The following is a 25,255-nucleotide window of genomic DNA, read 5'->3' on the forward strand; positions in this document are numbered from 1 at the left end:
TTGGGCACCCATATCCCGGGTGCGTGGCGTAAAGCGAAGAGTAACCCCTCAGCCCGCGGCAGTTGGAATGAAAGCTGGGGATCATGCTTGATTATAACCAGCCGATCGATCGAGCCAGACCGGAGGCCTCGCAACATAAGCCTCAGGCCGGCTTCAACGTGCTGGAGCTCGCTCACCTGCTCTGGCGGCGGAAGGTCGCGATCGCCGCGGCCGCCCTGCTCGGCGCAACGCTTGCCGTCACCATCGGCAAGAGCGTGACGCCCCGCTACACCGCCACCGCTCAGCTCTATGTCGACCCGCGCGAGCTTCAGCTCGTTGACCGCGAGCTCACGCCTCGCGCCCAGGACGTTTCCGGCATGTCCATGGTGGTGGAGAGCCAGGCGCGCCTGATCACCTCCAACAGCGTGCTGCTCCAGGTGATCCAGCAGGCGGGTCTCGACAAAGACCCGGAATTCGGAGGCGGTGACGCTGCGAGCCTGATGTCCTCGCTGCTCGGCCTGATCGGGCTGCAGCCCCGCGCGCCCTCCGCTGCGGAGACGAAGGAGGTGCAGCTTGCGGCGCTCGAGGCGCTGAACAGGCACATCGCCGTCCGCAAGACCGAGAAGAGCTTCATCGTCGACGTCGAGGTCTGGTCGACGAATCCCGCGAAGGCAGCGATGCTCGCCAACACGCTGACCAATGCCTATCTCGCCGAATCCCGCAATTCCCAGGCTTCGGCGGCACGGCGCGCCACCAACGATCTCTCCAGCCGCCTGAAGGAGCTGCGCGACCGGCTGCGCAACGCCGAGACCGCGCTGGCGACCTACAAGGCCCAGAACAATTTCGTCGGCACCCAGGACGCGCTGATCAGCGATCAGCAGCTCTCCGCCAGCAACCAGCGGCTTTCCGCGGCCCGCGCGGCGACGATGGATGCGCAGGCGCGGCTCGACCAGATCGAGGCGAGCCGGCGTACCGCTGCCGATGCCGGCGCGATTCCGGAGGCGCTGCAATCGCCGACGATTGCGAATTTGCGCGCGCAATATGCCGACGCCCGGAAGAAATATGCGGAGCAGGCCGGTGAGCTCGGCCCGCGCCATCCGGCGCTGCGCCAGACCGAGAAGCAGGTCGAGGACCTCAAGCGCACCATCAACGAGGAGATCGACCGCTTCGCCCAGTCCGCCAAGAACGATCTGACGCGCGCCCGCGATTTCGAGGCCTCGCTCAACCGCGCGCTGGAAGCGCAGAAGCGGCAGAGCGTCCAGCTCAGCCAGGCCGCCGTGCGCTTGCGTGAGCTCGAACGCGAAGCCGATGCCAGCCGCGACGTCTATCAGTCCTTTCTCAAGCGCTCCCGCGAGACCGAGGAGCAGGAGAGCCTGAACACCTCGGCCGCCCGCGTCATCGGCGAGGCGACGGTGCCGCAGCGGCGCTCGTTCCCGCCGGCCATGAGCCTGTTCGCCATGATCGGCTTCGTTTTCGGAGCGATCGCTGCATCGAGCTGGTTCGTTGTGGCAGACCTGCTGTTCGCTGGCGTAACCGCGCCTGCGACGCCGACACCCGCGCGGCGTGACAGCTCGCCGAGGCCACAGGCTCCCCGAGCACCGGAGCTCCCGCCGGCTGCGGAGGTTGCCCAGAAGCGGCAGGCCCCGCGCCCGTCTGAAGCTGCGCCGGCTCCGCCGGAACTTGCCGCGCCCCCGCTGCAGCCTTCGATCGTCGAGCAGCCCTTGATCGAAAAGCCGCTGATCGCACGCTTCCAGGACGCCGACGTCATCCACACGCTCGGCGCCATACTTCCCACCGGCGGCGGCGTCGATCTCACGCGGCTGGGCTGGCCGACGCTGCGTCCGGGCTTTCCCCTGACGAGCCTGCTCAACGCCTGGCGCGACATGCGCGCCGCGGTGGCCCGGCGCGCCGCCGGCAAGGCGATGCCGGTCGTCGCGCTGGTCGGCACCGGCAAGACCAGCGGCCGCAGCGTGGCCGCGCTGAATTTCGCGCTGGCGGCCGCACGCGACGGCGCCCGCGTGCTGATGATCGATGCCGACCATCAAGCGCGCTCGCTCTCGAACCGGGTCATCCGTCCCGGCAAGAGCGAGCCGAGCAGGCTCGGCTGGCTCTCGATCGGCAGCAAGGACGCACGCGAGATCAGGACGGTCAACGGCATCTCGGTGCTGCCGGCCGCCGAAGGCGACGCCGGCAAGGCCGCCGACGCCATCCGCAAGACGATTGCGCAGGCCCGTTCCGCCGGCGGTTATGATCTCGTGATACTCGACGGCCCGGCCGTGCCGCTCGCTTCCGGCGGCCGCAAGCTGCTCGACGACATCGATTCGCTGGTGGCCGTGCTGCCGACCAGCCTCGACGTCAACGACAGCCTGGAAGAGATCCTGACCGCGCTCGGCCAGGCCGAGCGCAAGCTCGTCGGCGTCGTGCTCGACGAGCTCACCCCCGCAATGCAAACGCGCCAGCGAGGCAAACAATATGCTTGAGCGCCGCGTCAACTTCGACGGACGGGCAGCAACTGCCGAGGTGCCGAGAATCACCGTCGGCGGACTTCGCATGGCTGCGCTCGACCTGGAAGAGACCGCCGATTTCATGATCGAGGCGACCGATCCCGACAATCGCATCGGCCGACCGCTGTTCCTGACTTCGGCCAATGGCGAGGTGCTGGCGCGCTGCTCGACCGAGCCGCAGACCGAGCACCTGTTCCGCGCCGCCGATTTGATCAACGCCGATGGTCAACCGCTGGTCGCGGCTTCGAAGCTGCAATCCTGGTTCCCGCTGCCGGAGCGCGTCGCGACCACGGACCTGTTCCACGTCGTCGCGCGCAAGGCCGAAGCCGCCGGCCGCACCTTCTACATGTTCGGCGCAAGCGAGCCCGAGAACGCCGCTGCGGTCGCAAACGTCCAGAAGATGTACCCGCGTCTCAAGATCGTCGGACGCAGCCACGGCTATCTGCGCGGCGAGGCGCTGCGTGCCAAGGTCGAGGAGATCAACGCCCTGGCACCGGATTATCTGTGGGTCGCGCTCGGTGTGCCCAACGAACAGGCATTCGTGAAGGAGTTCACGCCGCATCTGACCAATGTTGGCGTCATCAAGACATCCGGCGGACTATTCAACTTCTTGTCAGGGAGCCGTTCCCGCGCGCCGCAATGGATGCAGAAGATCGGGCTCGAATGGGCCTGGCGCACCTTGCTCGAACCACGCCGTCTGCTCTGGCGTTATTTGACCACCAACCCCCGCGCGCTCTATCTTCTCTTCAGCCGCAACCGCCCCCTCCGCTAAGAGAAGAGCAGAACACGACATGACCGACCGACCGACCGTCCTCGTCACCGGGGGCGCGGGCTATATTGGCTCGCATGCCTGCCGCGCATTGACCGCCGCCGGCTATCAGCCCGTCGTTTATGACAATCTCTCGACAGGTCATCGCAGCTTCGTATCCGGCCCGCTGGTGACGGGCGACCTGCTCGACGGCGCAGCGCTGGCGCGCGCCTTCGCCGACCACAAGATCACGGCGGTGATGCATTTCGCGGCGGCGAGCCTCGTCGGGGAGTCCATGACCGACCCGCAGAAATATTACATCAACAACGTCCAGGGCACGCTTTCGCTGTTGCAGGCGATGCGCAACGCGGGCTGCCATCGCATCGTGTTCTCCTCGACCGGCGCTGTCTACGGCAACGCCGATTCCAAGGCGCTGCCGGAAGACTTTCCTTGCGCGCCGATCAATCCGTACGGCGCATCGAAATTGATGATCGAGCGCATGCTCGCCGATTACCGCACGGCCTATGGCTTCGGTGCCTTCTGCCTGCGCTATTTCAACGCCAGCGGCGCCGATCCCGCCGGCGGCATCGGCGAGCTGCGCGACAACGAAACTCACCTCATTCCTCGCGCGATGATGGCGCTTCAGGGCCATGTCGACTTCGCGGTGTTCGGCGACGATTACGACACGCCCGACGGCACCGCGATCCGCGACTACATCCACGTCACGGACCTTGCGGCGGCGCACGTGGCGGCCTTGAGACTCTTGGAGCAAGGCCATGCCGGCGGCAGCTTCAACCTCGGCACCGGCTCCGGCTTTTCCGTGCGCGAGATCCTCGACGCGATCAAGCAGGAGACCGGGCGCGAGGTGCCGCACACGGTCAAGCCGCGCCGCGCCGGCGATCCCACCTTTCTGGTCGCCGATCCCTCTGCTGCAAGAAAGGTGCTGAACTTCGTGCCGCATCACTCCGACCTGCCGACAATCGTCCGCACGGCCTGGGCCTGGCATCAGAAGGCGCATCCGTTCAGGCCGCGTTAGGCAATCGCGGCTCCAATCGCTTGCTTGCCGGGCCCGCGAGCGGCTAGAATGAGTTGTCGCGGCCGCGCCGGCACATCGCCGACAGCCGCGCAGTTCCGCATTGCCGACGACGACGTCGGCCTGCATGGTTCGGCCCAGTTGCACGAGCCGATTTTTCCGAGCGACGTGACGATCAAGTCAGCGTGTCGACCCGTCGTCGGACGCGATTCTGGGAGCATCGACCACATGAATCAGGCTGCCCGCCTGGAATTCGAGCGCGTGATGGAGGAGTTCGTCCGCTGGCATGTCGTGCCGGAGGACGAGCGTTCGCCCGCGCCTGCCTGGTGGTGGGGGCCTGCCATGGCCGTGGTCGACGACCAGGAGCCGATGAGCGCAACATGCTGCCGCGCGTTGAACGTGAGCGAAGGGACGAGCTTCGCCGAGGGCGCGCGTGCCATTCTCGCGCTGTTCACCGAGCAGACGTCACTGACGGATCCCCAGGATTTTCCGAGCAAGGTCGAGGGGGAAGAGCACGAGGTCCGCGAGCTGCACCCGCAGCCGTCAGACGACAGCGCGTTTCAGCCCTGAGGCTGCGTCTTCGTCGGCCGCTTCCGGCTGGAGCGGCGGCGCGACGGGCAGCACCATGGGCCGCAGCAGCTCGCCCATCTGTCGCGCCGGCAGCGGCTTGGAGATGAGGAAGCCCTGCATCTCGTCGCAGCCATGGGCGCGCAGGAACGCTTCCTGCTCGGCGTTCTCGACGCCTTCGGCGACGACGGTCATGCCGAGCGCCTTGCCCATGCTGATGATCGCCTGCGCGATGGCCTGATCCTCCGAATCCTGCGGCAGGTCGCGCACGAAGGAGCGGTCGATCTTGATGGTGTCGATCGGAAAGTGCTTCATCAGCGACATGGACGAATAGCCGGTGCCGAAATCGTCGATGGCGAGACGGATACCGCGGCTCTGGATGGAGTCGAGCACCTTGAGCGCGCGGCCGACATTGCGCATCATCATGCTCTCGGTGACCTCGAGCTGGAGCAGCACCGGCGACATGCCGGAGGCCGCCAGCGCCTCGTCGACGTCCTGCAACAGATGCTCGTCGGCAAACTGCCGCGGCGACAGGTTGACTGCCATCGACAGCGGCAGCAGGCCGCGGCGCTGCCAGGCCATGGCCTGCGCGCAGGCCTCTTTCAGCACCCAGCGGCCGATCGGCACGATCAGCCCGGTTTCCTCCGCAAGCGGAATGAACTGTGCGGGCGAGACGTTGCCGAGATCGGGATGCGTCCAGCGCAGCAGCGCCTCGACGCCCGTGATCTGACCGGTCGCCATCTCCACCTTGGGCTGGTAGTTGAGCGAGAACTGCTCGCGTTCCAGCGCGCGGCGCAGCGCGCTCTCGAGCGACAGCCGCTCGATCGACTGCGTCTTCACCTCGTTGGAGAAGAAGCGGTAGCCGTTCTTGCCGTCCTCCTTGGCGAGGTACATCGCCATGTCGGCGTTCTTGGTCAGCGTCTGCGCATCGGAGCCGTTGCGGGGATACATCGCGATGCCGATCGAGGCCGTGGTATGGCACTCGTGGCCGGCGAGCTCCATGGGCTCGGCAAGCGCAGCGAGCAATTCGGTCGCGATGCGCTGGACGTCGTCGATCTCGCCGCACTGGTCGAGGATCACCACGAACTCGTCGCCGCCGAGGCGCGCGACCACGTCGCTCGCTCGCAATGCGCCGCGCAAGCGGTTGGCGACTTCGAGCAGGAGCAGATCGCCGGCCTCGTGGCCGAGCGAATCGTTGATGACCTTGAAGCGGTCGAGGTCGATGAACAGCACCGCAAAGCGGTGACCATGGTGCTGCGCCGCATCGATCGCCTCGCGCAAGAGCCCGTTGAAGGTCTCGCGGTTCGGCAGGTCGGTCAGGCTGTCGTGCGAGGCGAGGTATTCGATGCGCTCGTCGGCCTTGTTCTTCTCGTCGGTGCGATCGAAATTCTCCATCGCGAAGGAGACGTTGTCGGCAAGACGTTGCAATAGCTCGGCGAATTCGGGCGTGAAGGTCGCCGGCTCGGTCGACATGTAGATCATGACGCCGACGGCCTCATCGTGCGCGATCAGCGGAAACGCGGCGCCCGACCGCGCGCCGTCCCCGCGCACGATGGGGTGGAAGACACGGACGCGGTCGTCGTTGAGATAGTCGTTGCTGATGCAGGGCTGGCGCGTGCGGAACGCCGTGCCGCTCATGCCGCGTCCCTCCGGCCGCTCGGGATCGATCGAGAGACGGACGTTGCGCGTGGTGCCGGCGGACGGACCTGCGGCGGCGACGATCTCGAGCTGGTCCGTACCGGGCCTGGCCAGCGCAATCGTGGTCGAGGTGAACTTGGCGCCGCTCGATGCCGCAAGGCAGACGAGGTCGAACAGCTCGGCACGCGACTTCGCGCGCATGATCGCCTCGTTGGTCGCGCTCAAGGCCGCGAACATGCGCGTCAGGCGCTCCTTCTGCGCCTCGGTGCGGGCCTTCTCCTCGGCGCGCTCGAAATTGTCGAGTGCGAAGGAGACGTTCTCCGCGAGGCGCCCCAGCAGCTCGACCAGATCGGGCGTGAACGTATTCTCTTCCGGTGCGAGGAAGAGCAGAATGCCGACCGGTTCCCGTCCCGCTCTCAGAAGCGGGAAGCTCGCCGCGGCCCGCGTTCCATCCTTGATGGCCTTCGCGCGCCAATATGCGGACCGCGGCTCGTTCAGGTAATCGTTCATGACACTGGGCCGGCCCGTCCGCACCGAGGTGCCGATGATGCCCTGGCCCTGAGGATGGTCGGCGGAAATGACGCAGGTACGTCCGGCCATGCGCTCCTGCAGGCGTCCCTTGACGGCAACGACGCGGACCAGCTCGCCTGCCTCATCGATGAGGCCGATCGTCGCCGAGGCGAACAGGTCGCCGAGCACGGCCGCCTGGCACGCCGCCTCGAACAACTCCTCGCGCGTCTTGGCGCGCATGATTGCTTCGTTGGTCGCGCTCAGCGCCTCGAACATTCCGCTCAGACGATTGCGCTGCTTGTCCGCCCGCGCCTTCTCGTCGGCGCGGTCGAAACTTTCGAGCGCGAAGGCGACGTTGGCCTGAAGCTTGCGCAGCAACTCGACCAGCTCCGGCGTGAAGGTGCCGCGCTCCGGGGAGTTGAACAGAAAGACGCCCTCTACCCGGTCGCCGTTAAACAGCGGCAATGCCGCGGAGGATGCGATGCCGTTGCGGCGGGCGCTGGCGTGCCAGGGCGCGATACGGTCGTCGGCGAGCACGTCGTTGCTGACGGCGGCCTGGCGCGTGCGAAACGCGGTGCCGGTCAAGCCGCGCCCTTCGGGCACCTGGTCGGAGGTGGAGAACGTGAAGTTGCGAACCTGATCCGCATTCGGCCCGTAGCAGGCGACGACGCGCAGCAGCTCGGTCCGGTCGTCGACCAGCGCGACGGTGGCCGAGGTGAACTTTGCTCCCGTTGCGGTCGCCTCGCAGACGAGGTCGAACAGCTCAGCCCGCGACCGTGCCCGCAGGATCGCCTCGTTGGTGGCGCTGAGCGCCGCATACATGCGCGCCAAGCACTCTTCTTCGGCGGCGATCCGGGCTTTCTCGGCCTCGCGGCCGAAATTCTCGATCGCGAACGAGACGTTCTCGGCCATGCGCAGCAGCAGCGCGACGATCTCTTCGTCCTTGGCCCAGGACCGGCTGATGAAGAACAGCAGCACGCCGACGCTCTCGCCGTGCCTGATCAACGGCGCGACGACGCAGGCGGCGACGCCGGTGTTAACGTTGGCCTGCTCCCACGGCGTACCCCTGGTGCGGCTGGCGAGATCGTCCTCGACGACGGCTTTCTGCGTCCGGAACACCTCGCCCGAGATGCCCTGGCCGTAGGGATTGTCCGGATCGACCGAATAGCGCGCCTGGGTGACGAGATCGAGGTTCTGCCCGGTGGCGGCGACGGGCTTCATCCAGTGCGAGTCCGGCTCGCGAAGCAGCACGATGGTCGCCAGCGACTTGCCGCTGTGGACCGAGGCGTCGCACACCAATTGGTACAGCTCCTGCTCGGTCTTGGCGCGCAGGATGGCTTCGTTGGTGGCGCTGATGGCGCCGAACATGCGGTTGAGCCGCCGTGTCGCCCGCTCGCTGGTCTGCCGCGCGGTCTCGCGCGCGAAATTGTCCAGCGCGTAGGAAATGTTCGCCGACATGCGCTCGAACAGCGACACCATCTGCTCGTTCAGCGAGTTGGCCTCGCTCCGCGTCACGTACAAGACGCCGACGCTCTTGCCGTTGCAGAGCAGCGGCAGCGCCGCCGCCGCACCGATGTGGGCCTGGGCGGCGCCCTCGCGCCAGGCCAGCGAGCGCGGATCGTTCAGATAATCGTTGCTGACGCACAGCTTCTGATCGCGAAACGCCTCACCGCCGACGCCGGATCCCTCGGGCGTTCCGGCTACCGTCGTGATCACGATCGAGCGCAGTCGCGCAGTATCATCGCCACAGCCGGCCGCAAAGCACAACCTTCGGCCGTCCGGCTCGACCAGGAATACGGCAACGGCCAGAAAGTCCCCGCTCGAAAACCCGGCATCGCAGACCTTCTGGTACAGCTCCTCCGGCGATCTCGCGTAAAGAATCGCTTCATTGATGGCGCTCAACGCCGCAAAGGTGCGCGCGAGTGTCGTCGACACGATCTCAGCTCCCGGGCATTTCTGCCCATTTCTCCCGGTGCCTTTATGAGCGGCGACCGCCTAAGTGGTCGTTATTGCGCGGCGCAAACCGTCGATCAAAGTGAACGAGCTGCGAACGAGCGCGACAAAACTGACGGGAATACCGCTGCGAGGCCGAACGTCGACGAATGGCATGTTCCGTTTACCAATTTGCAGCCCTATGCTGTTTACGGGAGATTGATACCGCTCTGCCGTAGGACCTCCTTCAAAACGGCAGTGCCACGCTGGTCTTGATCTCCTTCAGCACCACGTTGCTGCGGACGTAGCGGATGCCGGGGATGCGGAACATGAACTCGTCGAGGAAGCGGTTGTAGGCCGCCATGTCCTGGACGACGACGCGCAAATGGTAATCGGCGTCCCCGGTGGTCGCAAAACACTCCAGCACCTCGCGGCGCTTGGTGACCCTCGCCACGAATTCGTCGACGAACTTCGCGTCGTGCCGCTCCAGCGAGACGTGGAGGATGGCGGACATCGCAAAGCCCGCCTGCTCGCGCGCGACCAGCGCCGCATAGCCCTGGATGACGCCGCTCTCCTCCAGCGCCCGCACCCGCCGCCAGCAGGCGGAGGTGGACATGCCGACCTGGTCGGCGAGTTGCTGGTTGGTGGCGCGGCCATCTCGCTGGAGATGGGCGAGAATGCGGGTGTCGTGCTCTTCGATCATGGGAGCTCCAATTCGAGCAGATCTACCAAATTTCACCCCTCGATGCAAAATTCTACCGTATTTCCGCCATGGAAAGGATAAATAGGTAAGACCTACCAGCGGCCCGGGCATAACCTTCCATCACTGGGCAGGATGCCGCGCGAGGTCCGCCATGGACGCCATTTCCTCACTCGACACGTACGAGCTCTCCGATCGCTATGAGCGCGAGGAGGGCCGCGTCTTCCTCACGGGCACGCAGGCCATCGTCCGCATCGCGCTCGACCAGGCGCGACGGGACCGAGCGGCCGGGCTCAACACCGCCGGCTTCGTCTCCGGCTATCGCGGCTCGCCGCTCGGCGGCATCGATCTCGAGCTTTGGCGCATCCAGGAGCGGCTCAAGCAGGACCGCATCGAATTCCTCCCCGCCGTGAACGAGGACCTCGCGGCGACAGCTGTGCTCGGCTCGCAGCAGGTCGAGACGCAAGGCGACCGCGAGGTCGATGGCGTCTTCGGGCTCTGGTACGGCAAGGGCCCGGGCGTCGATCGTTCCGGCGACGCGCTCAAGCACGGCAACGCCTATGGCTCCTCGCCGCATGGCGGCGTGCTGGTGGTCGCCGGCGACGATCACGGCTGTGTCTCCTCCTCGATGCCGCACCAGTCCGACGTCGCCTTCATGAGCTGGTTCATGCCGATGCTGCATCCGGCCGACGTCGGCGAATATCTGGCGTTCGGCGAATATGGCTACGCACTGAGCCGCTTCTCAGGCATGTGGGTCGGCTTCAAGGCGATCTCCGAGATCGTGGAATCAGGCGCATCCGTCGCGCTGCGCCCGCCGCGCATGTTCCGCACGCCCGACTTCACGCCGCCGCCGGGCGGCCTGCACTATCGCTGGCCCGATTTGCCGGGCCCGCAGATCGAGGAGCGGCTGGAGGCGAAGAAGCACGCGGTCTACGCCTTCGCCAAGGTCAATCCGATCGACCGCCACATCTACGATATCCCCAGCGCGACTTACGGCATCGTCACGACCGGCAAGGCTCATCTCGATTTGATGGAAGCGTTGCGGCTGATGGGCCTCGATGAAGCGGCCTGCCGCCGCATCGGCATCGACGTCTACAAGGTCGGCATGGTCTGGCCGCTGGCGCTGCATGATGCGATGGAGTTCGTGAAGGGCAAGCGCGAGATCCTGGTGGTCGAGGAGAAGCGCGGCATCATCGAGAGCCAGTTCAAGGAATACTTTTACGACTATCCCGGCAGCAAGCCCGAGCGCATGGTCGGCAAGCACGACGAAACCGGCGCAAGGCTGATCTCCTGGATCGGCGAATTGTCCCCCCGCGCTCTCGCGAACGTGCTGGCGCGCCGGCTCGATCCGATGTTTCCGGGTCTCAATCTCGCCGCGCGCGCGGCCGCCCTGATGCCGGAAGCCGCGCGCACGATCAATGTCAGCGGCGCGACGCGCACGCCCTATTTCTGCTCGGGATGTCCGCACAACACCTCGACCAAAGTGCCCGAAGGATCGAAGGCGCTGGCCGGCATCGGCTGTCACTTCATGGCGAGCTGGATGGACCGCGAGACCTCCTCGCTGATCCAGATGGGCGGCGAGGGCGTGAACTGGGCTGCTTCATCACGCTTCACCGGGCACAAGCACGTGTTCCAGAATCTCGGCGAAGGCACCTACTACCATTCCGGCTCGATGGCGATCCGTCAGGCGATCGCCGCCAAGGCCAACATCACCTACAAGATCCTGTTCAACGACGCGGTAGCCATGACCGGCGGCCAGCCGGTCGACGGGCCCGTCAGCGTCCATGCCATCGCCCACAGCGTCCGCGCCGAAGGTGTGGAGCGCATCGCCCTGGTGTCGGACGATCCCGCGCAGTTCAGGCCGGCCGACCTGCCATCCGGCGTGACCATCCATCCGCGTGAGGAGATGGATGCCGTGCAGCGCGAGCTGCGCGAGGTTTCCGGCGTCTCGGTCCTGATCTATCAGCAGACCTGCGCCACGGAGAAGCGGCGCCGGCGCAAGCGCGGGCAGATGGCCGATCCCAAGCGGTTCGCCTACATCAACGATCTCGTCTGCGAAGGCTGCGGCGACTGCTCGGTCGAATCCAACTGCCTGAGCGTCGAGCCGAAGGAGACGCCGTTCGGCCGCAAGCGGCAGATCAATCTGTCGGCCTGCAACAAGGATTTTTCCTGTCTCAACGGCTTCTGCCCGAGCTTTGTCACGGTCGAAGGCGCGACGCGGCGGAAGAAGAGCGCGAGCCGGATCGATGCGGCCGGCCGCGCCGCAACGCTTCCCCTGCCCGCGACCGCAACGCTCGACCGGCCCCACGACCTCTTGGTGACCGGCGTCGGCGGCACCGGCGTGATCACCGTCGGCGCGCTGATCGGCATGGCGGCGCATCTGGAACGCCGCGGCGTTTCGGTGCTCGACTTCACCGGCTTTGCGCAGAAATTCGGGCCCGTGCTGAGCTACATTCGCCTGGCCGCGAGCCCCGAGGCGCTGCACCAGGTCCGCATCGACCAGGGCGCGGCCGATGCGCTGATCGGCTGCGATCTCGTCGTCAGCTCCTCGCCGAAGGCCTCAGGCACCTATCGCCGCGGCACCCGTGCCGCGGTCAACACCGCGGAAATGCCGACCGGCGACGTGGTCCGCTTCCGCGACGCCGATCTCGCTGCGCCGGCCCGGCTGCGCGCAATCGGTCAGGTCATCGGCGAGCACAATCTCGACACGATCAATGCCAATGCGCTGGCCGAGCGCCTGCTCGGCGATGCCGTCTACGCCAATATCATCATGCTGGGCTTTGCCTGGCAGCGCGGTCTCGTCCCCGTTTCGCTGCAGGCTTTGTTGCGCGCGATCGAGCTCAACGGCGTCGCGGTCGAACGCAACAAGCAGGCCTTTGCCTGGGGCCGGATCGCCGCGGCCGATGCGGATTTTCTGCCGAAGGCGGAGGATGCACCAAAGGTTGAGACGCTCGATGCGATCATTGCGCGGCGCATCGAGTTCCTCACGGCCTATCAGAACGAAGCCTACGCGGCACGTTACCGGGCAATGGTCACAAGAGTCCGCAATGCCGAAGCGAGCCTGAACAGCGAGGCACTGACCGAGGCGGTCGCGCGCGCGCTGTTCAAGCTGATGGCCTACAAGGACGAATACGAGGTGGCGCGGCTGCACATGCGAAGCGGCTTTCTCGACGAATTGAAGCGCGAATTCGAGGACGGCTTCAGCATCCAGTACCACCTCGCCCCGCCGTTCCTGAAGTCGCGGCGCGATGCACGGGGACGTCCGCGCAAGCGCGCCTTCGGCCAGTGGATCCAGGTGCCCCTGACCATGCTCGCGCGCTTGAAAGGACTGCGCGGAACGCCGTTCGATCCGTTCGGCTACACCGCGGAACGGCGCGCCGAGCGTGAACTGATCGCCTGGTATGAAGGCCTGATCGAGCGGATGCTGGGCGAGCTCGACGCGGCGTGCCTTGCAGATGTCATTGCCGTAGCCAAGGCCCCCATGAACATCCGCGGCTTTGGGCCGGTGAAAGAGGCTGCGATCGCGCAGGTCAAGACCGAGGTCGAATCGCGGCTCGGCCGGCCGGCAATGGCGCGAGCGGCCTGAGCGCAGCGTCGCTCATGAATACGGGTTGATCAGCTTCTGCTGCTCGGCGCTGTGGTGCACGAGCAGGTCGATGAAGGTCCTCACCTTCGCCGACAGATGATGACGATGCGGATAGACCGCGTTCATGGAGAGCTCGACGGTCCGATATTCCGGCAACAGGCGCACGAGGCGGCCGGCTTCGAGATCGTCCTGAATGAGGAACCCCGCCATCAGGCAGATGGCGGCGCCCTCCAGCGCGACCTTCCGCAGCGCTTCCCCGCTGTTGGTGACGAAGCTGCCGGAGACGCGCACCGAAGCCGGCGTGCCCTTTCGATCGAGGAACCGCCATTCGTCGCCGAACGGATAGTTCAAGTGCCGACCACAATTGTGCCCGGCGAGCTCGCCGAGCTTCTGCACCCGGCCGTACTTCTCGATGTAGTCGTGGGAGCAGCACAGCACGTGACGCCAGGTCGCAAGGCTGCGCACGATCAGGCTCGAATCCGGCGGCTGTGTCATGCGCAGGGCAACGTCATAGCCTTCCTCGATGAGGTCGACCTCGGCCTCGCCCATGCGCAGATCGATCTTGAGCTCCGGATAGGTCGAGAGCAGTTTCGCCGCAATCGGCGCGACGAACGGCACCATGTGCGTGGCGACATGAATGCGCAGCGTGCCGCGAGGTACCGACTGCAACTCGCTCGCGATGTCGTCGGCCTGAGCGATGTCGGCGAGAATCTGGATGCAGCGGTCGTAATAGGCCTTGCCGATCTCGGTCAGATTGACCTTGCGCGTGGTGCGGTGAAGCAGCCGCACCCCGAGCCGGTCTTCCAATGCCTGCACGTGATTGCTCACCATGGTGGTCGACATGTTGAGCTTGCGGGCTGCTGCGGAGAAGCCGCCGGTCTCGACCACCCGGCTGAACACTTCGAGGCTGGTCAATCGATCCATGGCTTCCCTTGCTTGAGGATGTCGCCTCAGCAGCAATTGCGCGACAGAGACGGCAATCGCGCTGGCGCAGTCGCGCACCTGACCCGGTAGACATCACGAACCAGGGTGACGGCTCAGATTATCCACTTTCAATGGATAATCCTTCCGGAATTTAGCCAATTATCACCCTGGCCGGCAAGACCGATAGTCTCAGCGAGCCGACAGGAGACCGCAATGTCCGAAATGCCCCGCACCGAGACCTTCCAGCAAGCAACTGAAATCACGCGCGATTACGCCAAGGCGCCGCCCGCTATCCCGCCCCGGAATAGGGTCCGGCGCGCGGCCTTGGTGCTCGCGCTCCTCGCAGGCACGGCAACCATGGCCTACTACGGACACGATTACTGGACCAACGGCCGCTACCTCGAATCCACCGACGACGCCTATGTGAAGGCGGACTCCACGATCGTCGCGCCGAAGGTCTCCGGCTACATCGCCAAGGTGCTGGTCGGCGACAATGAGAAGGTTCGGGCGGGCCAGCTGCTGGCGAAGATCGACGACCGCGATTTCAAGGCGGCACTCGACCAGGCCCGCGCCGATGTCGCTGCTGCGGAGGCGTCGGTCCGCAACATCGATGCCCAGCTCGAACTGCAGCAACCGATCATCGCGCAGAGCACGGCTGATGTCGCGGCTGCGGACGCCAATTTGAAATTCGCGCAGGAGGAGCGCGCCCGCTACGACGACCTCATGAAGTCGGGCTCCGGCACGATCCAGCGCGCGCAGCAGACCGATGCGGCGCTGCGCGCCAGCAGCGCGCAATTGCAGCATGCCAAGTCCGGCCTTGTCGCCGCGCAGCGCAAGGTCGACGTGCTCACCACCCAGCGCGCCCAGGCCGCCGCCCAGCTCGAACGCGCCCGCGCGGTCGCGCAGCAGGCAACGCTGAACCTGTCCTATACCGAAATCACAGCTCCCGTGGACGGCACGGTCGGCGCCCGCAGCTTGCGCGTGGGCCAATACGTGCAAGCCGGCACGCAATTGATGGCGGTGGTGCCGCTCGACGCCGTCTATGTCGTTGCCAACTTCAAGGAGACCCAGCTCACGCATGTCCGGCCGGGCCAGCCGGTCGAGCTGCACGTCGACAGCTTCCGCAACACCACCCTGCGCGGCCATGTCGACAGCCTGTCGCCGGCGAGCGGGCTCGAATTCGCGCTGTTGCCGCCCGACAACGCCACCGGCAACTTCACCAAGATCGTGCAGCGCGTTCCGGTGAAGATCGTGCTCGACGATCACAGCCTCACCGGCCTGCTGCGGCCGGGCATGTCCGCGGTGCCGACCGTCGACACCAAACAGGCGGTGCTGGCCGAGCGCGACAGCGCAAAGCGTCTGGCCGACAACGCACCCCACCCAAACGGAGGCTAAAGCCGGCGGGCTCCGGCCGGACTGTCAAATCCGCCCGGGCGATCCTTCCAGAACTTCCACGATTATCGAAACCACCGGCCTAACGCATCCTGTCTCCGTATCCGAGACGAGGCTTCCATGAGCACGCTCCAACCGGCCCTCAACGCCACCTCCGCCAATCTCCCCGTCCCTGCTGCGCCCACGGCGCCGGCGGTGTCCACAAAAACCTGGATCGCGGTGATCGGCGCCACGCTCGGCGCCTTCATGGCGGTTCTGAACATCCAGATCGTCAACGCCTCGCTCGCGGACATCCAGGGCGCGATCGGCGCCGGCATCGACGACGGCGGCTGGATCTCGACCTCCTATCTGATCGCCGAGATCGTCGTGATCCCGCTGTCCGGCTGGCTGGCGCAGGTATTCTCGATCCGCATCTACCTGCTCACCAACGCGATCCTGTTCCTGGTTCTGTCCGCCGCCTGCGCGCTGGCGCAGGATCTGTCGCAGATGATCGTGCTGCGCGCCATCCAGGGCTTCACCGGCGGCGTGCTGATCCCGATGGCCTTCACGCTGATCATCATGTTGCTGCCGCGCGGCAAGCAGCCGGTCGGCCTTGCGCTGTTCGCGCTGTCGGCGACGTTCGCGCCGGCGATCGGCCCGACCATCGGCGGCTATCTCACCGAGAATTTCGGCTGGCAATACATCTTCTACGTCAACCTCGTGCCCGGCGCGATCATGGTCGGCATGCTCTGGTATGCACTCGAGCCCAAGCCGATGAAGCTGGCGCTGCTCCGCGACGGCGACTGGGCCGGCATCATCACCATGGCGATCGGCCTTTCCGCGCTCCAGACCGTGCTGGAGGAAGGCAACAAGGACGACTGGTTCGGCTCGCCGTTCATCGTCAAGCTCTCGGTCATCGCCGCCGTTGCGCTGACCGCCTTCCTGATCATCGAGCTCACGGTGAAGAAGCCGCTGCTCAATCTGCGCCTGCTCGTGCGCCGCAATTTCGGCTTCGGCATGCTCGCGAACTTCCTGCTCGGCATCGCGCTTTACGGCTCCGTGTTCATCCTGCCGCAATACCTGTCGCGCATTCAGGGCTACAATGCCGAGCAGATCGGCATGGTGCTGGCCTGGACCGGGTTGCCGCAACTCGTGCTGATCCCGCTGGTGCCGCGCCTGATGCAGAAGTTCGATGCGCGGATTATCATCGGTGTCGGCTTCGTTCTGTTCGCAGCATCCAACTTCATGAACATCGGCATGACCAACGACTATGCCGCCGACCAGCTGCTGTGGCCAAATGTCGTTCGCGCCATCGGCCAGGCGCTGGTGATGGCGCCGCTGTCGGCGGTCGCAACCGCAGGTATCGAAGCGGAGAATGCGGGCTCGGCTTCCGGCCTGTTCAACATGATGCGCAATCTCGGCGGCGCCGTCGGCATCGCGCTGCTGCAAACCGTCCTGACCAAGCGCGAGCAATATCACTCCAACGTGCTAATGCAGTCGGTTTCGGTGTTCGAAGAGGCCACGCGCACGCGGCTGGAGCAGCTGACGCAATATTTCGTCAATCACGGCGTTCTCGACCGTGCGGACGCCGCGCATCGCGCCTATGTCGCGATCGGCCATACCGTGCAGAAGCAGGCCTTTATCTTCGCCTTCAGCGACACTTTCTATTTGCTCGGCATGGCGCTGATCGTGGCCCTGGTTGCCGTCCTCTTCTTGAAGAAGTCCGGCCAAGTCTCGGCCGGCGGAGCCCACTGACCCAACCAAAGAAAAGGAGAACGACCATGAAGCCCCGCATGAACTACTACCAGGCCGCACCCGACACGATCAAAGCGCTGATGGCGCTGGAAGCGCAGATCCAGTCGACGGGCCTCGAGAAATCGCTGATCGAGCTGGTCAAGATCCGGGCGTCGCAGATCAACGGCTGCGCCTTCTGCATCAACATGCATACCGAGGACGCCCGCAAGCGCGGCGAGACCGAGCAGCGCATCTACCTGCTCAATGCCTGGCGTGAATCCCCGCTCTATTCCGACCGCGAGCGCGCGGCGCTGGCCTGGACCGAAGCGGTGACGCTGATCTCGGAGACGCATGCGCCCGACGAGACTTACGAACAGGTCCGTGCGCAGTTCACCGAGGAGGAGACGGTGAACCTGACCATGCTGATCGGTGCCATCAATGCCTGGAACAGGATCGCGATCGCATTCCGCGCCGTGCATCCGGTGAAGGTGAAGGCGTCGGTGGCGTAGGGGTGAGAGCGTCTTGGGCGTGATACGCACGGGGCCGCGCCTCGATCTCGACTGTCATGCCCCGGCTTGACCGGGGCATCTGGATCGCCCGATCAAGTTGGGCGATGACAGCGGTGGGGATGGCCTAAACCGCCGTCGCCTTGGCGAACTCAACATAGATCTCGCGAAGGCGCGTCGCCATCGGGCCGGGCTTGCCGTCGCCGATCGTCTTGCCGTCGATTCCGACCACCGGCTGCACGAAGGAGGATGCGCTGGTGATGAACGCTTCCTTGGCGGCGAGTGCTTCGGCGACCGTGAAGGAACGCTCCTCGACGCGGAGCTGGCGCTCTTCGGCAAGTGCGATCACGGCCTTGCGGGTGCAGCCGGGCAGGATCGCGTTGGAATTCTTGCGGGTGACGATGACGTCGTCCTTGGTCAGGATGAACGCCGAGGACGAGCCGCCTTCGGTCACATAGCCATCCTGCAGCATCCAGGCTTCGCCGGCGCCGGCTTCGGCCGCGGCCTGCTTCGCCAGCACCTGCGCCAGCAAGGCCACACTCTTGATGTCGCGGCGCTCCCAGCGGATGTCGGGCACCGTGATGACATTGATGCCGGTCTTTGCCACCGGGGTGTTGATGATGTCCTTCTCGGACGTGAACATCACCAGGCTGGACTTGACGTCGGCCTTGGGAAACGGGAAGTCGCGCCCCTTGTCGGCGCCGCGCGTCACCTGGAGATAGACGAGGCCGTTCACGAGCTTGTTGCGCGCGATCAGCTCCTTCTGCAGCTCGGTGATGCGCTCGATGGTCTCCGGCAGCCTCAAGCTGATCTCGCCGACGGACCGCTCCAGCCGCGCCAGATGCGAAGCATTGTCGACCAGCTTGCCGTCGAGCACGGCCGAGACCTCGTAGATGCCGTCGGCGAACAGGAAGCCGCGATCAAGCACCGAGATCTTGGCTTCCGAGAGCGGGACGAATGAGCCGTTGACGTAGGCGATCGAGTCCAAGGCAGGTCTCCTGGGGAGGGAAGGGGAATTTGTCTCGGTATAGGAGATTTGGCGGGCTCGATAAACCCTCGATCCGTCATTCCAGGGCAATGCGAAGCATTGAACTAAGGTGCGCACTTGCGCACCTAAGGATCTCGAGATTCCGGATTCGCGCTGCGCGCGCTCCGGAATGACGACAGCAATTAATGCGACAGAATCTTCGACAAGAACTTCTGCGCGCGGTCGCTGCGGGGCTTGCCGAAGAAATCGTCCTTCGCCGCGTCCTCGACGATCTCGCCGCGGTCCATGAAGATCACGCGGTTGGCGACCTTGCGGGCAAACCCCATCTCGTGGGTCACGACCATCATGGTCATGCCCTCGCGGGCGAGATCGACCATGACGTCGAGCACTTCGCTGACCATTTCCGGATCGAGCGCCGAGGTCGGCTCGTCGAACAGCATCACGATCGGATCCATGGCGAGCGCACGGGCGATGGCGACGCGCTGCTGCTGGCCGCCGGAGAGCTGCGCCGGGAATTTCTGCGCCTGCTCCTTCAAGCCGACGCGCTCCAGCAGCTGCATGCCTTTGGCCTGCGCCTTGTCGTGCCCCCTGCCCAGCACCTTCTCCTGCGCCAGGCAGAGATTGTCGATGATCTTGAGGTGCGGAAACAGCTCGAAATGCTGGAACACCATGCCGACGCGCGAGCGCAGCTTCGGCAGATTGGTCTTGGGATCGTTGACCTTGGTGCCGTCGACCAGGATGTCGCCGCTCTGGAACGGCTCCAGCGCATTGACGCATTTGATCAGCGTCGACTTGCCCGAGCCCGAGGGGCCGCAGACCACGACCACCTCGCCCTTGGTGACATTGGTGGTGCAGTCGGTCAGCACCTGGAAGGTGGGGCTGTACCATTTGTTGACATGGCTGATTTCGATCATGATCGACACGCTCTATCGAATGATGGCGATGCGCGCCTGCAGGCGGCGGACGCCGTAGGACGCGACACAGGAAATGGTGAAGTAGACGATCGCAGCGAACAGATACATTTCGACGAGACGGCCGTCGCGCTGCGCCACCTTGCTCGCCGCGCCCAGGAAGTCCGTGATCGACAGGACGTAAACCAGCGAGGTGTCCTGGAACAGCACGATGGTCTGCGTGATCAGCACCGGCAGCATGTTGCGGAAGGCCTGCGGCAACACGACGTAGCGCATGGTCTGGGCGTACGTCAGCCCCAGCGCGCTGGCCGCGGCCGGCTGGCCGCGCGAGATCGACTGGATGCCGGCGCGCATGATCTCGGAGAAATACGCCGCCTCGAACATGATGAAAGTGATCAGCGAGGATGCGAAGGCGCCGACGCTGATCGGCCGCGAGGCGCCGGTCACCCACTGCCCGATATAGGGCACCAGGAAGTAGAACCAGAAGATCACCAGCACCAGCGGCAGCGAGCGCATGAAGTCGACATAGATGCCGGCGATGCGTCCCAGAATCTTGAATCCGGACAGGCGCATCAGGGCGAGCGCCGTACCGAACACCAGGCCGCCGAGGGCAGCGAGTGCCGTCAGCGTCAGTGTGAACGTCATGCCCTCGTAGAACAGATAGGGCAGCGCACGGCGGATGACGTCGAAATCGAGATTGCCGAACATCGCTTATTTCCCCGTGATGTAGCCGGGGATCGCGACCCAGCGCTCGAGGAAGCGCATGGCGGTGACGACGACGGCGTTGACGAGGAGATAGAGGATGGTCGCGGCGGTGAAGGCCTCGAACACCTGGAACGAGAATTCCTGCATCGAGCGCGCCTGTCCGGTCAGCTCGAGCAGGCCGATGGTGATGGCGACCGCAGTGTTCTTGATGGTGTTGAGGAATTCAGACGTCAGCGGCGGCAGGATGATGCGGAAGGCCATCGGCAGCAGCACGTAGCGATAACCCTGCACGGTGGTCAGACCCAGCGCGGTCGCCGCCATCTTCTGCCCGCGCGGCAGCGAGGAAATGCCGGCCTGCAGCTGCACGGCCACGCGCGCCGACATGAAGAAGCCGACTCCGATCGCAGCCGTCCAGAACGGCGCGTTGGGCAATTGTTTCAGCCACAAGCCCGCGGCCTTGGGCAGGATCTCCGGCAGCACGAAGAACCACAGGAAGAGCTGCACCAGAAGCGGCATGTTGCGGAAGAATTCGACGTAGGCGAAGCCGAACCAATTGGCGCCCTTCGACGGCAGCGTGCGCATGACGCCGACGATCGAGCCTGTGATCAACGCGATCACCCAGGCCAGCGCCGCGGTCTTGAGGGTCAGCACCAAGCCCGACAGCAGCATGTCGAGATAGGTGCCGGTCCCCATCGGGTTCGGCTGGAAGAAGATTCCCCAGTTCCAGTTGTAGTTCACGTGTCCCCCGCGCGAACGCGCCCGTCATGGATGTCCTGGGCGCCTATGCAAATGTCCGGCCACTCCATCCAGAATGGCCGGCCTGTCTTCCCTCTCCCCGCATGCGAAGAGAGGGAAGCAGCATCTTACTTGTAATCGTCCGGGTTCGGCGAGTCCGTCGGCTTGGTGAACTCGTTCTTCAGCTCGGCCGAGATCGGCGTGTTGAGGTTCAGGCCCTTCGGCGGGATCTTCTGGGTAAACCATTTGTTGTAGATCTTCTCGGCCTCGCCCGAAGTGTAGAGCGCGGCGGTCGCAGCATCGACCACCTTCTTGAAGGCAGGGTCATCCTTGCGCAGCATGATGCCGTAGGGCTCGGGCTTGGAGAACGCGTCCTTGGAGATCTCATAATCGCCCGGGTTCTTCGAGCCGGCGACGAGGCTCGCGAGCAGGATGTCGTCCATCACGAAAGCGACCGCGCGATCGGTCTCGACCATCAGGAAGGCTTCGGCGTGATCCTTGGCCGGGATGATGTTGGCGCCGAGGCCCTTGGCAACATTGGCTTCGGTGAGCTGCTTGATGTTGGTGGTCCCGGCGGTCGAGACCACGGTCTTGCCCTTGAGGTCCTCGATCGACTTCAGGCCGCTCGATTTCTTGAAGACGTAGCGGCTCGCGGTCAGGAAGTGGGTGTTGGTGAAGGCGACCTGCTTCTGACGCTCGGCATTGTTGGTGGTCGAGCCGCATTCGAGATCGATGGTGCCGTTGGCCATCAGCGGGATACGCGTCGCCGACGTCACCGGGTTGAGCTTGACCTCGAGCTTGTCGAGCTTGAGCTCCTTCTTCACGGCCTCGACGATCTTGTAGCAGATGTCCATCGCGAACCCGACGGGCTTCTGGTTGTCGTCGAGGTAGGAGAACGGGATCGAGGAGTCGCGGAAGCCGAGCGTGATCGCGCCGGTGTCCTTGATGTTCTTCAGCGTGCCGGTCAGCTCCTGGGCCCCGGCCTGGCTGACGACGAAGGTCGCGGCGAGCGCGAGCCCGATGTGACGGAAATGTTTCACTTTTTCTTCCCCTTTCGGATGATGCGGCCCGGATGCAAGCACAAATCGAGCCGGATTAGAATGTAACTTTCGGCTGGATTATCGGCTCAGGTTAACGGGCCTGTCAGTGGCTTTGGCAACTCGCCGAGATCCCAGAACAGCCCGGCCATCACCGTCAAGGCCTCTTCGGTCAATGGCAGCAGGATGTGCTCATTGGGCGCATGCTGGGAGCAGCCGGGATAGGAGTGCGGCACCCAGATCGTCGGCAGGCCGAGGATCTCGGAGAACACGTCATTGGGCAGCGAACCGCCGAAATTCGGCAGCACGGCCGGCGCCTTGCCGGTGGTCTCCTGCACCGAATCCGCGGCCCATTTGATCCACGGGCTGTCGAAATCGGTGCGCGATGCAGCAAAACTCTGCGCCGCGCGCACCTCGACCATCGGGAAACCGCGTCCGACCAGGTGCGCACGGATCGCCTCGATCAGCCCCTCAACCTTCGTCCCGACCACGAAACGCAGTTGCAGCACGGCATTGGCCTGGCCCGGAATGGCGTTGGCCGGCTTCTCGATGTTGCCTGAGGACATCGCAAGCACTTCCAGCGTGTTCCAGGCGTAGAGCCGTTCAGCGGCCGAAAGCCCCTCCTCGCCCCAGTTTTCGGCCAGCGTCGGCTCGTCCGCAGTCGGCACCACCTCGACGTCGGCGAGATAGGAGCGGATCTGGTTGGTCAGCCGCGGCGGTCTCAAGGCGTCCAGCTGGAGACGGCCATGGCCGTCGACCAGGGTGGAGATCGCGTTGACCAGGATGGTCGCGGGGTTGGCGAGCACACCACCCCAATTGCCGGAATGGTGACCGCCATCGCGCAAGTTCACATCGAGATGGATGCGGATGCCGCCACGGCAGCCGAGAAAGAGCGTCGGCCGATCGGCCGAGAGGCGCGGCCCGTCGGAAGCCATGAACAAATCGGCCTTGAGCGCGTCGCGATGGAGATCGCAGACCTTGCTGAGATCGGGCGAGCCGATCTCCTCGCCCATCTCGATGATGAACTTGGCATTGAAGCCGAGCTTGCCGCCACGCGCGTCGCGCACCGCGCGGAGTGCCGCCATGTTGATGCTGTGCTGGCCCTTGTTGTCGGCGGTGCCGCGGCCGTAGAGGCGCGTCCCCGCAACATTGGTGCGCCAGGGATCGCGGCCATCGCGCCACTCGCCTTCCATGCCGTCGACGACGTCGCCATGGCCGTAGACCAGCACGGTCGGCGCGGACGCGCTCTCGTGATGCTCGGCGAACAGGAACGGCGCCTTGCCGCTCGGGGATTCGACGATGCGGCTGGAAAAATCGAGCGCGGCGAAAGCCGGCTGCATCTCCTGCTCCAGATAGGCTCGCAGCTCGGCGCCGCGCTGCGGATTCTGGCTCTCGGTCTTGTAGGCGACGCGGCGGTCGAGTTCGGCGAGGAACGCGCCGGACTTGAAATCCTCACGGGCGCGGGCGATGGCGTCGGCTCTGGTCATACTTGCTTTTCGAGATTTGTGAGACGAAGGACCTTACCTGAGGCGGGTTTGCCTTCGAAAGTGGCGGGGACTTGGATAGTTTCTTGTACTTCTCTTGTAGTTCTCTTGTACTTCTCTTGGGATTTCGTTCTTGCTTCGCTAGGATCGGCCTGCCAAGCGCAGCTGCGACGCCGACTTTGGCCTTGCCAAGCGCAAGCGATATGCAAGAACTTCGCCAATTTGGGGCGCACATCTATCATTCGAAGAGCGCTCAGTACAGGGCGCCGAGGGACCAACATGGCCAAAGAGATCAGGCTCAACGCCTTTGCGATGAATTGCGTCGCACACCAGTCACCGGGCCTTTGGACCCATCCGCGCGACCGCACCGCCGAGTATAACCGCCTGCCCTACTGGATCGATCTGGCCAAGACGCTGGAGCGCGGCCGTTTCGACGGGCTGTTCCTGGCCGACGTGCTCGGCGTCTACGACGTCTATGGCAACAGCCCTGACGCAGCTTTGCGCAATGCAGCGCAGACGCCGTCGAACGAGCCGCTGCTGCTGCTGTCGGCGATGGCCGCGGTGACGCAAAATCTCGGCTTCGGCGTCACCAGCAATCTGTCCTTCGAGCCGCCTTACCCGTTCGCACGGCGGATGTCGACGCTCGATCACCTCACCGAGGGGCGGGTCGGCTGGAACGTCGTCACCGGCTATCTCGACAGCGCCGCGCGGGGCGCGGGCAAGGACAAGCAGACCGGGCACGACGACCGCTACGACATCGCCGACGAATATATGGAGGTCGTCTACAAGCTCTGGGAAGGCAGCTGGGAGGACGACGCCGTGCTGCGCGACCGCAAGCGCGGCATCTTCACCGATCCGGCAAAAGTTCATCGCGTCAATCATGAAGGCGCGAATTACCGCATCAACAACACCATTCATCTCAGCGAACCCTCGCCGCAGCGCACGCCGGTGCTGTACCAGGCCGGCACTTCGCCGCGCGGCCGGCAGTTCGCGGCGAAGCATGCCGAGTGCGTGTTCATGTCGGGACCGTCGGCCAAGGTGATTGCACCGCGCGTGTCTGCGATCCGGCAGGAGGCCGCTGCACTCGGACGCAACCCGGCCGAGATCCTGATGTTCTCGATGATGACGATCATCCTCGGACGGACGGAATCCGAAGCCAAAGAGAAATACGCCGACTACCGGCGCCATATCAGCCCCGAAGGCGCGCTGGCGCTGATGTCGGGATGGACCGGCGTTGACTTCTCCGGCTACGACCTCGACCAGCAGGTGCGCCACGTCCAGAACGATGCCGGCCGCAGCGCGATGGACAACGTCACCCGCGCCGACCCTGACCGCGTCTGGACCGTGCGTGACGTCATCGAGCACGTCGGCATCGGCGGCGCCGGCCCGGTCGTGGTCGGCACGCCGGAGACGGTCGCAGACAAGATCGAAGAATGGTTCGAGGCGACGGATGTCGACGGCCTCAACGTCGCATTCGCGATCTCGCCCGGCGATTTCGAGGACATCGCCGACATGCTGGTGCCGGAGCTGACCCGGCGCGGGCGGTACAAGAGCGAGTACGCCAAGGGCACGTTGCGGGAAAAGCTGTTCGGCCGAGGCCGCGCCAGGCTCGACGCGCCACACCCGGCGGCGGGGTATCGGGTGGGGAAGAAGGCGTAGAAGC

18 protein-coding genes are annotated in these 25,255 nt (G+C 64.9%); 9 read left to right on the forward strand and 9 right to left on the reverse strand.

Features of this window, described 5'->3' with window-relative positions; genetic code table 11:
* Positions 1-83 precede the first annotated feature (83 nt).
* From N2604_RS36600 to N2604_RS36615, 4 genes are all read left to right on the forward strand, one after another.
* Positions 84-2,459: an exopolysaccharide transport family protein gene (locus N2604_RS36600; protein ID WP_260372775.1), complete on the forward strand. Its 2,376-nt coding sequence runs from the start codon at positions 84-86 to the stop codon at positions 2,457-2,459.
* A complete protein-coding gene (locus N2604_RS36605) occupies positions 2,452-3,255 on the forward strand; it encodes a WecB/TagA/CpsF family glycosyltransferase (RefSeq protein ID WP_260372776.1) in 804 nt (267 codons plus the stop codon). Before N2604_RS36600 ends, N2604_RS36605 begins: the two co-directional genes overlap by 8 nt.
* Before the next feature lie 19 nt (positions 3,256-3,274).
* The gene (gene galE / locus N2604_RS36610; RefSeq protein WP_260372777.1) at positions 3,275-4,267 is read left to right on the forward strand and encodes a UDP-glucose 4-epimerase GalE; all 993 of its coding nucleotides are present in this window, start codon (positions 3,275-3,277) and stop codon (positions 4,265-4,267) included.
* Between the two features lie 225 nt (positions 4,268-4,492).
* Positions 4,493-4,834, forward strand: a complete 342-nt coding sequence (locus tag N2604_RS36615) for a hypothetical protein (protein WP_260372778.1) — start codon at positions 4,493-4,495, stop codon at positions 4,832-4,834.
* Here N2604_RS36615 and N2604_RS36620 read toward each other — a convergent pair.
* Together N2604_RS36620 and N2604_RS36625 are read right to left on the reverse strand one after the other, a co-directional pair.
* Positions 4,808-8,914, reverse strand: a complete 4,107-nt coding sequence (locus tag N2604_RS36620; protein ID WP_260372779.1) for a GAF domain-containing protein — start codon at positions 8,912-8,914, stop codon at positions 4,808-4,810. The two genes, N2604_RS36615 and N2604_RS36620, sit on opposite strands and share 27 nt — an antisense overlap.
* 244 nt (positions 8,915-9,158) lie before the next feature.
* On the reverse strand, positions 9,159-9,614 hold the full coding sequence (locus tag N2604_RS36625) for an Lrp/AsnC family transcriptional regulator (protein WP_260372780.1): 456 nt from the start codon (positions 9,612-9,614) through the stop codon (positions 9,159-9,161).
* A 151-nt stretch (positions 9,615-9,765) separates the two neighbouring features.
* Between N2604_RS36625 and N2604_RS36630 the strand changes: the two genes are divergently transcribed.
* A complete protein-coding gene (locus N2604_RS36630) occupies positions 9,766-13,197 on the forward strand; it encodes an indolepyruvate ferredoxin oxidoreductase family protein (RefSeq protein ID WP_260372781.1) in 3,432 nt (1,143 codons plus the stop codon).
* 12 nt (positions 13,198-13,209) lie between these two features.
* Here the strand turns inward: N2604_RS36630 and N2604_RS36635 are convergent, their stop codons facing one another.
* On the reverse strand, positions 13,210-14,121 hold the full coding sequence (locus N2604_RS36635; protein WP_260372782.1) for a LysR family transcriptional regulator: 912 nt from the start codon (positions 14,119-14,121) through the stop codon (positions 13,210-13,212).
* Between the two features lie 213 nt (positions 14,122-14,334).
* Between N2604_RS36635 and N2604_RS36640 the strand changes: the two genes are divergently transcribed.
* The 3 genes from N2604_RS36640 (at position 14,335) to N2604_RS36650 (ending at position 17,735) form a co-directional block, all read left to right on the forward strand.
* Entirely contained in the window at positions 14,335-15,516 is a 1,182-nt protein-coding gene (locus N2604_RS36640; protein ID WP_260372783.1) for an HlyD family secretion protein, read from the forward strand.
* A gap of 117 nt (positions 15,517-15,633) precedes the next feature.
* A complete protein-coding gene (locus N2604_RS36645) occupies positions 15,634-17,247 on the forward strand; it encodes an MDR family MFS transporter (RefSeq protein ID WP_260372784.1) in 1,614 nt (537 codons plus the stop codon).
* Positions 17,248-17,273: 26 nt separating this feature from the next.
* Positions 17,274-17,735: a carboxymuconolactone decarboxylase family protein gene (locus tag N2604_RS36650; RefSeq protein ID WP_260372785.1), complete on the forward strand. Its 462-nt coding sequence runs from the start codon at positions 17,274-17,276 to the stop codon at positions 17,733-17,735.
* 124 nt (positions 17,736-17,859) lie between these two features.
* On the opposite strand, the gene N2604_RS36655 is transcribed toward N2604_RS36650, so the two are convergent.
* The 6 genes from N2604_RS36655 to N2604_RS36680 form a co-directional block, all read right to left on the reverse strand.
* Entirely contained in the window at positions 17,860-18,720 is an 861-nt protein-coding gene (locus tag N2604_RS36655) for a D-amino-acid transaminase (RefSeq protein ID WP_260372786.1), read from the reverse strand.
* Between the two features lie 182 nt (positions 18,721-18,902).
* Positions 18,903-19,634 (reverse strand): amino acid ABC transporter ATP-binding protein, encoded by a 732-nt coding sequence (locus N2604_RS36660; RefSeq protein WP_025033726.1) that lies wholly within the window; start codon positions 19,632-19,634, stop codon positions 18,903-18,905.
* A 12-nt stretch (positions 19,635-19,646) separates the two neighbouring features.
* Positions 19,647-20,339: an amino acid ABC transporter permease gene (locus tag N2604_RS36665; protein WP_260372787.1), complete on the reverse strand. Its 693-nt coding sequence runs from the start codon at positions 20,337-20,339 to the stop codon at positions 19,647-19,649.
* Between the two features lie 3 nt (positions 20,340-20,342).
* Positions 20,343-21,074 carry an amino acid ABC transporter permease gene (locus N2604_RS36670; RefSeq protein ID WP_260372788.1) on the reverse strand — a complete coding sequence of 244 codons (732 nt, stop codon included), beginning with the start codon at positions 21,072-21,074 and terminating at the stop codon, positions 20,343-20,345.
* A 125-nt stretch (positions 21,075-21,199) separates the two neighbouring features.
* Entirely contained in the window at positions 21,200-22,111 is a 912-nt protein-coding gene (locus N2604_RS36675) for an amino acid ABC transporter substrate-binding protein (RefSeq protein ID WP_260372789.1), read from the reverse strand.
* Between the two features lie 86 nt (positions 22,112-22,197).
* Complete coding sequence (locus N2604_RS36680; protein ID WP_260372790.1) at positions 22,198-23,595, reverse strand: M20 family metallopeptidase; 1,398 nt, start codon at positions 23,593-23,595, stop codon at positions 22,198-22,200.
* A 276-nt stretch (positions 23,596-23,871) separates the two neighbouring features.
* Here N2604_RS36680 and N2604_RS36685 point away from each other — a divergent pair, with 276 nt between their 5' ends.
* Entirely contained in the window at positions 23,872-25,251 is a 1,380-nt protein-coding gene (locus tag N2604_RS36685; protein ID WP_260372791.1) for an LLM class flavin-dependent oxidoreductase, read from the forward strand.
* Positions 25,252-25,255 lie beyond the last annotated feature (4 nt).

It is taken from the genome of Bradyrhizobium sp. CB1015 (assembly GCF_025200925.1).
GTDB lineage: Bacteria > Pseudomonadota > Alphaproteobacteria > Rhizobiales > Xanthobacteraceae > Bradyrhizobium.

What these genes read in the sequence shown, in the direction of transcription:
- galE (WP_260372777.1), top strand. Translation starts at nt 3,275, where the DNA reads ATGACCGACCGACCGACCGTCCTCGTCACCGGGGGCGCGGGCTATATT.
- N2604_RS36635 (WP_260372782.1), bottom strand. Translation starts at nt 14,121, where the DNA reads ATGGATCGATTGACCAGCCTCGAAGTGTTCAGCCGGGTGGTCGAGACC.
- N2604_RS36665 (WP_260372787.1), bottom strand. Translation starts at nt 20,339, where the DNA reads ATGTTCGGCAATCTCGATTTCGACGTCATCCGCCGTGCGCTGCCCTAT.
- N2604_RS36630 (WP_260372781.1), top strand. Translation starts at nt 9,766, where the DNA reads ATGGACGCCATTTCCTCACTCGACACGTACGAGCTCTCCGATCGCTAT.
- N2604_RS36685 (WP_260372791.1), top strand. Translation starts at nt 23,872, where the DNA reads ATGGCCAAAGAGATCAGGCTCAACGCCTTTGCGATGAATTGCGTCGCA.
- N2604_RS36605 (WP_260372776.1), top strand. Translation starts at nt 2,452, where the DNA reads ATGCTTGAGCGCCGCGTCAACTTCGACGGACGGGCAGCAACTGCCGAG.
- N2604_RS36600 (WP_260372775.1), top strand. Translation starts at nt 84, where the DNA reads ATGCTTGATTATAACCAGCCGATCGATCGAGCCAGACCGGAGGCCTCG.
- N2604_RS36615 (WP_260372778.1), top strand. Translation starts at nt 4,493, where the DNA reads ATGAATCAGGCTGCCCGCCTGGAATTCGAGCGCGTGATGGAGGAGTTC.
- N2604_RS36640 (WP_260372783.1), top strand. Translation starts at nt 14,335, where the DNA reads ATGTCCGAAATGCCCCGCACCGAGACCTTCCAGCAAGCAACTGAAATC.
- N2604_RS36645 (WP_260372784.1), top strand. Translation starts at nt 15,634, where the DNA reads ATGAGCACGCTCCAACCGGCCCTCAACGCCACCTCCGCCAATCTCCCC.
- N2604_RS36660 (WP_025033726.1), bottom strand. Translation starts at nt 19,634, where the DNA reads ATGATCGAAATCAGCCATGTCAACAAATGGTACAGCCCCACCTTCCAG.
- N2604_RS36625 (WP_260372780.1), bottom strand. Translation starts at nt 9,614, where the DNA reads ATGATCGAAGAGCACGACACCCGCATTCTCGCCCATCTCCAGCGAGAT.
- N2604_RS36680 (WP_260372790.1), bottom strand. Translation starts at nt 23,595, where the DNA reads ATGACCAGAGCCGACGCCATCGCCCGCGCCCGTGAGGATTTCAAGTCC.
- N2604_RS36650 (WP_260372785.1), top strand. Translation starts at nt 17,274, where the DNA reads ATGAAGCCCCGCATGAACTACTACCAGGCCGCACCCGACACGATCAAA.